1 protein-coding gene and 1 pseudogene are annotated in these 7,654 nt (G+C 72.3%); both read right to left on the minus strand.

What is annotated here, in order from left to right:
- Window positions 1-29 precede the first annotated feature (29 nt).
- Window positions 30-7,463 (minus strand): amino acid adenylation domain-containing protein, encoded by a 7,434-nt coding sequence (locus ACWGE1_RS38760; RefSeq protein WP_453425170.1) that lies wholly within the window; start codon window positions 7,461-7,463, stop codon window positions 30-32.
- A gap of 48 nt (window positions 7,464-7,511) precedes the next feature.
- Window positions 7,512-7,646, minus strand: a pseudogene (locus ACWGE1_RS38765) (phosphopantetheine-binding protein); the annotation flags it as partial.
- Between the last annotated feature and the right edge of the window lie 8 nt (window positions 7,647-7,654).

The raw sequence follows: 7,654 nt of genomic DNA on the forward strand, positions 1-7,654 counted from the left end.
GGGTCGGGGGCCCGGCCGACGGCCGGGGGTCACCCCGCGGGGGTGTGCGTACGGCCCGTGCCCGTGCCCGGGCCGGCGCCCGGGCCGGCGGCCCAGGCTTCGGCGAGGCGGCCGTCGCCGAGGGCCGGGCCCTGCTCGCGCAGGGACTGGCCGACCGCCTTGACGACCTCGCGCCCGCCGGCGCCGTTGGTCAGGACGACGAAGCCGGTGCCGTCCGAGATCCGGCCGAGCAGCATGTTGCGGTAGCCGTGCGGCTCGCCGCCGTGTCCGCCCTCGAGGTCGGGGGCGATGCCGTCGACCACCGCGCCGAGGCCGTAGAAGCTGTCCTCGCCGGGCGTCAGCATCTGGGCCGCGAGCTCCTGGGAGATCAGCGCGAAGGGCTCTCCCCGGTAGGAACGGCGGAGCTCGCCGACGACCTTGGCGAGGTCGGTGGCCGTGGACCACAGGCCCGAGGCCGCGACCTGCGGCCGCACCCGCCAGCCGCCGTCCACGACGCGGCCCTGCGCGTCGTGTCCGACCGCGGCGGCCCGGCCGGCGCTCTGCGGGAAGTCCTGCTCGAAGCTGCTGGAGGCCATCCGCAGGGGCTCGAAGACCAGGCCGCGCATCAGCTCGGGGAAGGGCTTGCCGGTCACGTCCTCCAGCAGCTGCTGGATCACCATGTAGTTCGTGTTCGCGAGCTCGAAGGCGGCTCCGGCGGCCCGCTCGGAGTGGACGGGGGCGTTGTCCACCGCGTCCGAGCCGGTCAGCAGGTCCAGCACCGTCGGCATGGCCCGGCCGGGACCGTAGCCGTCGTTCGCCACGAGAGTCAACCCGGAGCGGTGCGACAGGAGTTGACGGAGCGTCACGATCGCGGGGGTGCCTTCGGGCGTGGTGATCCGCCAGGAGGTGAGGCGCGTGTTCACGTCCTCGTCCAGGGCCAGGACACCCTGGTCGACCAGGCGCAGCACGCCGAGGGCGGTGACGTGCTTGCTGATCGAGCCGGTCTGGAAGAGCGTCTGAGGGGTCACCGGCTGCGCCCCGTCCGCGCTGAGCACGCCGTACGCGGACACGCTCGCCGGCTCGCCGTCCCGCAGCAGCACGACCACCGCGCCCGGCACCTTGTGCTCGGTCATCGAGGGCAGCACGGCCGGAGCGGGGGCCGCCGGGGCCGCCGCCACGGGCGCCTTCGCCGTCGCCCGTACCGCCGTGCTGTGCGCGTCGACGGCCGCGGCCAGTTCACCCAGGGTGCCGGTCTGGTAGAGCATCTGGAGCGAGATCGGCAGCCTCTTCTTACGGGCCGCCGCCATCACCTTGATGATCAGCATCGAGTGGCCGCCCAGCGCGAAGAAGTTGTCCCCGGTGCCGATCCGCTCGATGCCCAGCAGCTCGGACCAGATCCCGGCGAGGATCTTCCCGGTCTCGGTGACGGGCTCGCTGACCGCCCGTTCCCCGGTTCCCGCCGAGGCGTCGGGGGCGGGCAGCGCCTTGCGGTCCACCTTGCCGTTCGGGTTCAGCGGCAGGTCGGCCAGGTGCGTGAACACCGCCGGGACCATGTGCGCCGGCAGGGTGTCGGTGCAGTGCTCCGCCAGGCCCGTCGCGGGCAGGCCGCCGTCACCGGTGTAGTAGGCGATCAGCCGCGGGCTGCCGGGGGTGGGCTCGTCGACGGTCACGTACGCGGCCGAGACCTCCGGGTGCCCGGTCAGGACGGTCTGGATCTCGCCCAGCTCCACCCGGTGGCCGCGGATCTTGACCTGGTCGTCGGTGCGGCCGAGGAACTCCACCGCCCCGTCGGGCAGGCGCCGTACGAGGTCGCCCGTCCGGTACAGCCGGCTGCCCGCCGGGCCGTACGGGTTGGGCACGAACCGCTCGGCCGTCAGGTCCGGACGGCCGCTGTAGCCGCGCGCCAGCCCCGTGCCCGCCACGTACAGCTCGCCGGTGACCCCGGTCGGCACCTTCTGCAGGAGCCCGTCCAGGACGTGCATGGCCATGTTCGGCAGGGGGGAGCCGATCGGCACGATCCCGCCGTCCGTCTCCTGCGGCACCGGGTGGATGCTCGTACCGACCGAGGCCTCCGTGGGCCCGTACTCGTTCACCAGGCGGGTCCCCGGCGACAGCGTGCGCCAGCCCGCGACCGTCGCGTCCGACAGCGGCTCGCCCGCGACCACGATCAGCGGTGTCAGATCCGCGGCCTGCTCCGGGGTCAACTGCTGGGTGAGGATGTCGAGGTGGGAGGGGGTGAGCTTGACGAAGCTGTACGGAGCCCCGTCCGCGAGCCGCTTGCCCAGATCGGCGATCGAGGTGTCGGCCGGCAGCAGCGTCAGCGGCTGGCCGGTCACGAGCGGCGCCCAGATGTTGGGCACGGGCAGGTCGTAGGCGTGCGAGGAGAGCAGCGGGGCACCGCTCGTGCCGGCCCCGGCCAGGTGGGACGCGGCCCACTGGAGGTGATTGGCCAGGCCCCGGTGAGGGACCTCCACGCCCTTGGGCCGGCCGGTGGAGCCGGAGGTGAAGATGATGTAGGCCAGGGTGTCGGGGTCGTCCCGGCGCGCCGGGGCGGTCCGCGGGCAGTCCGCCAGCAGGGCGTCGTCCGGCATCCGGTCCAGCAGCAGGGAGGCGGCCGCGCTGTCCATCATCTGGGCCACGCGCTGCGCCGGGTACCCGGTGTCGACGGGGATGTAGGCCGCTCCGGCCTTCCACACCGCGAGCAGGGCCACGATCAGGTCCGGGCCGCGCTCCAGCCGTACGGCCACCCGGGATTCGGCGGTGATGCCGCGCGAACGCAGGTGGTGCGCGAGCCGGTTGGCGCGGGCGTCGAGCTCCCCGTACGAGAGCGAGGGGCCGTCGTGGCGCAGCGCCACGGCCTCGGGGGTCTCGGCGGCACGCGCCTCGAACCACTGCGGGACCGTACCCGGGACGAGGTCCGTCGCGGTGGCGTTCCACTCCGGGACCTGCGGCAGGTACACGCCCTGCGCGTCGCCCTCCGGGTCGGCGGCCATGGCCTCCAGCACCAGGCGGAACATGACCGCGATCCTGTCGAGGTTCTCCTGGCTCAGCTGACGGCTGTTGGCGTTGAGGCCGACGATCCCGCCGACGCCCGACACGCGCAGCCCGAATTCGAGGGCTCCCTCACCGACGGTGGCGTCCGTGTCGATGCGGTCCGTGTCGATCTGGTGGAAGTCCTGGTAGGTGAACATCACGTCGATCAGCCGGCGGCCGTCGTTCAGCTCGCGCTGGATCTCCGGCATCGGGAAGCTGCGGTGCTCCCACAGCTCCACCTCCCGGGCGTGGGTGCGCTCGACCAGCTCGCGCCAGGTCCGCGCGGTGCGGTCGTGGACGAAGGGCAGCGTGTTGAGGTGCATTCCGAAGACCCGGTCGGCACCGCGCGCCTCGGGCCGGGCGTTCGTCACCAGGCCGGTGAAGAAGGACGCCTCGTCGGTGAGCTGGCTCATCACCTTCAGGTGGGCGGCGTGCAGCACGCCCTTGAGGGTGGAGCCGGAGCGGGTGGCCAGGGCGCGAAGCGAAGGCTCGAGGTCGCCGTAGGGGACGGTGCCGTAGGAGCCGGTCCGCTCGGACCCGGACGGGTCGCCCCAGCCGGCGGGCAGTTCGAACTTGGCGCTGCCGCCGACCGCCGCGGCCCAGTACGCACGGTCCCCGGCGGAGGCGAGGGAGGCCAGCTCGGCGGCGACGAAGTCCGCGAAGCGGGTGGCCGGGCGGTCGTACGGGGTGGGAACGGCGCCGGTGCGCAGCTCGCGGTAGAGGTCGAGGACCTCCATGACCAGCGAGAAGGTGCTCCAGCCCTCCATCACCACATGGCACTCGGTGAAGGCGAGCCACCAGGCCCCGTCGCCCTCGTTGTGCGCGGCGATCCGCATCAGCGGCGCCTGCTCCACGTCGAAGAGCCGGGCCCGCTCCTCGGCGGTGAACTCGCGCACCGCCTGCTCGACGCCCTCGCGGCCCAGGCCCCGCAGGTCCCGTACCTCCAGCGGCATGTCCACTTCGGTGTGCACGAGCTGCATGGGCACCGAGTAGGTGGTGAGGTCCACGGAGGTGCGCAGGGCGTCGTGCCGGGCGACGATCTGCCGGGAGGCCTCGGCGAGCAGGTCGGCGTCGAGCGGGAGCTCGTCGCGGATCCGCATGGAGAAGACGTTGTGGTACTGGTTGCGGCCGCCGCCGGCCTGCATCTCGACGAGCATGCCGAGCTGCGCCTGCGACAGCGGGTAGGCGTCGTCGAGGCCGGTGGGGAGCTTCGCGCGGTCGTCGTCGGAGATCAGGGCGTACGGGGCGACGGCCGCGGTGGCTTCGACGGTGTCGCGGCCGGTGACCAGCTCGGCGAGGCGGACCACCGTACGGTGCTCCAGCACGTCGCGGACCGAGAGGTCGAAGCCGTCCTCGCGCAGGGCGCCGACCAGGGACAGCGCCCGGATGGAGTCGCCGCCGAGGTCGTAGAAGCTGTCGTGGATGCCGATCCGGTCGTGGCCGAGGACGTTCTGCCAGACGTCGGTGATGCGCTGCTCGGTGGTGGTGCGGGGGGCGGTGTAGGCGGCCGTGCTGCCGAGGGCGTCCTGGCCGGGTGCGGGGAGGGCGCGCTTGTCGAGCTTGCCGTTCGTGGTGAGCGGGAGCTGCTCCAGGATGACGAAGGCGGCGGGGACCATGTACTCCGGAAGCTCGGCGGTGAGCGGGGCGCGCAGGTCGGCGGGGGTGGGGGTGTTTTCGCCCTGGGTGGTGAGGTAGGCGACGAGGCGCTTGTCGCCGGGCTGGTCCTCGCGGACGATGACGACGGCGTCGCGGATCTGGGGCTGTGCGGCGAGTGCGGCTTCGATCTCGCCGAGTTCGATGCGGAAGCCGCGGATCTTGACCTGGTCGTCGATGCGGCCGAGGAACTCCAGGCTGCCGTCGGCCAGTCGGCGGGCGAGGTCGCCGCTCTTGTAGAGGCGTGAGCCGGCGGGGCCGTACGGGTCGGGGACGAAGCGTTCGGCGGTCAGGTCGGGGCGGCCGAGGTAGCCACGGGCCACGCCCGGGCCGCCGACGTGGATCTCACCGGTGACACCGACCGGCACCAACTCACCCGTCTCACCCAGGAGATGGACCTGCAGGTCGCTGAGCGGACGGCCGATCGGGTTGCCCGCCTGCGGGTCCAGGTCCCGCTTGGTGAGGCGGTGGTAGGTGGTGTGGACGGTGGTCTCGGTGATTCCGTACATGTTGATCAGCGCGGTGCGGCGGAGACCGATCCGGTCCACCCACGGCTTGAGCTCGGCGACGTCGAGCTTCTCGCCGGCGAAGACCACGGCGCGCAGGGACAGCTGCTTGATCCGGCGGTCGCCGTCGCGGGCGGCTCCGACGAGGGAACGGAAGGCCGTCGGCGTCTGGTTGAGGACCGTGACCTCCTCGTCCACGAGGAGGTCGAGGAACTCCTCGGGCGAGCGGGTGACGGCGAAGGGGACCACGATCAGGCGGCCGCCGTGGAGCAGGGCGCCCCACATCTCCCACACGGAGACGTCGAAGGCATAGGAGTGGAAGAGGGGCCAGACGTCGGTCTCGTCGAAGCCGTAGTGGCGCTGCGCGGTCCCGAGGAGTCGTACGACGTTGGCGTGGGTGAGGGCGACGCCCTTGGGGCGGCCGGTGGAGCCGGAGGTGTAGATCGTGTAGATCAGGTTCTCGGGCGAGCCTGTGACCTGCGGGTTCGTGTCGTTCTGGGCGGTGATCAGGTCGGCGTGGTCGTCGAGGAGCAGCAGCTCGCCCTCGTAGCGGCCGTCGAGGATCGGAGCCTGCGCGGACGTGGTGACGACGATGGGTGCGGCGGCGTCCTGGACGATGTAGGCGAGCCGGTCGGCCGGGTTCGCCGGGTCCAGCGGGAGGTAGCCGGCGCCGGACTTCAGGATGCCCAGCAGGGCGGGAATCAGGTCGAGGGAGCGTTCCAGGCACAGGCCGACCAGGGTCTCCGGGCCGGCGCCCTTGGCGCGCAGGACGTGCGCGATCCGGTTCGCCCGGGCGTTCAGCTCCGCGTACGTCAGCTCCTCGCCCTCGAAGGAGAGCGCGACACCGTTCGGCGTCCGCGCCACCTGCTCCTCGAACACCTCGTGCACTCGGCCCGCCACGCTTGTCTCCTGTTCAGGGGTGGAGTGCCCGAACAACCGCTCGCGCTCTCCTTCCGGCAAATAGGTGGCGGTCGCGTCCCCGGTGGGACCCGCCTCGGCCATGGCCTCCAGCACCGTCCGGTACATGGCGGCCAGCCGCTCGGCGCCCGGCCCGCTCAGCGTCTGCGAGTCGGCGGCCAGGATGATCTGTCCTGCGTTGGCGTGAACGGACAGCGCGAACTCGGTCGGCGAGTCGATGACCTTCACGCCCGTGTCGACGACCCCGGAGTCCACCTGGTGGAAGTCGACGTAGTTGAAGAGCACGTCCACGATCCGGCCGCCCGCGCCGATCGAGCGCTGGATCGCGGCCAGCGGGAAGCGCCGGTGCGACCACATGTCGAGCTCTCGCTCGAAGACCTGGTGCACCAGTCCGCCCCACGTGCCCGCGGTGCCCTCGTAGGGGAAGGGCAGGGTGTTGAGGTGCATGCCGTAGACGCGGTCGGCGCCCTCGGCCTCAGGGCGGGCGTGCGAGACCAGGCCGGTGTAGAAGGTGCGCTCGCCGGTGAGCTGGCTGAGCACCTTCAGGTGGGCGGCGTGCAGCACGCTCTTGAGGGAACCGCCCGACTCCGTGGACAGGGCGCGCAGCTCGGGTTCCAGGTCGTGGAAGTCGACCCGGCTGCTGGTCGGACCGCCCGGCTTGCCCGGGGCCTCGCCCCAGCCGGCGGGCAGGGAGAACTTGGAGCGGTCCTGGACGAGACCGTTCCAGTAGGCGCGGTCCTCGTCGGACGCCAGCGCCTGGAGCTCGCCCGCGATGAAGTCGGCGAAGCGGACGGCGGGCGCCCGGTACGGGGTGGGCTCCTCGCCGGACCGTAGTTCGCGGTAGAGGGCGAGGATCTCCATCACCAGGGAGGCGTGCGACCAGCCCTCCAGGACGATGTGCGAGAGGGTCAGGCCCAGCCACCAGACCTCGTCGCTCTCGACCAGGCCGGACACCCGCAGCAGCGGGGCGGTGGCCAGGTCGAAGAGCGCGGCGCGCTCGTCGGCGATGAACTCCTTGATCTGTGCTTCGAGTGCGTCCGCGCCGGGACCGGGAAGCGACCGGGTGCGGACGGGGAGCTCGACCCGGTCGTGGACCAGCTGCATCGGTACGGAGTACGCGGTGGGGTGGACCGAGGTGCGGAGCACGTCGTGGCGGGCGGCGACGAGGTCGACCGCCTGCCGGAGGGTCTCGGCGCAGAACGGACGGCCGTCCAGGACCCGGTGCGCGGTCACGGTGTGGTAGTTGCCGGTGCCCTCGTCCGCGAGGAGTTCCACGGCCATGCCGGCCTGGGTCTGGGACAGCGGGTAGGCGTCGGTGAGGCCTTCGGGCAGCCTGGCCCGGTCGCGGGCGGATATGAGGGCGAACGGTTCCACGGTCGTTTCCACCTTTGAGTGCATCTCTCGGCCGGTCACCGCCGTGGCGAGTCCGGCGACCGTTCTCTGCTCGAAGAGTTCGCGCATCGCGAGGTTGTATCCGGCGGCGCGCAGGGCGCCGACGAGGGTGACGGCGCGGATGGAGTCGCCGCCGAGGTCGAAGAAGCTGTCCTCGACGCCGATCCGGTCGT

The organism is Streptomyces sp. NPDC054932, from assembly GCF_053610205.1.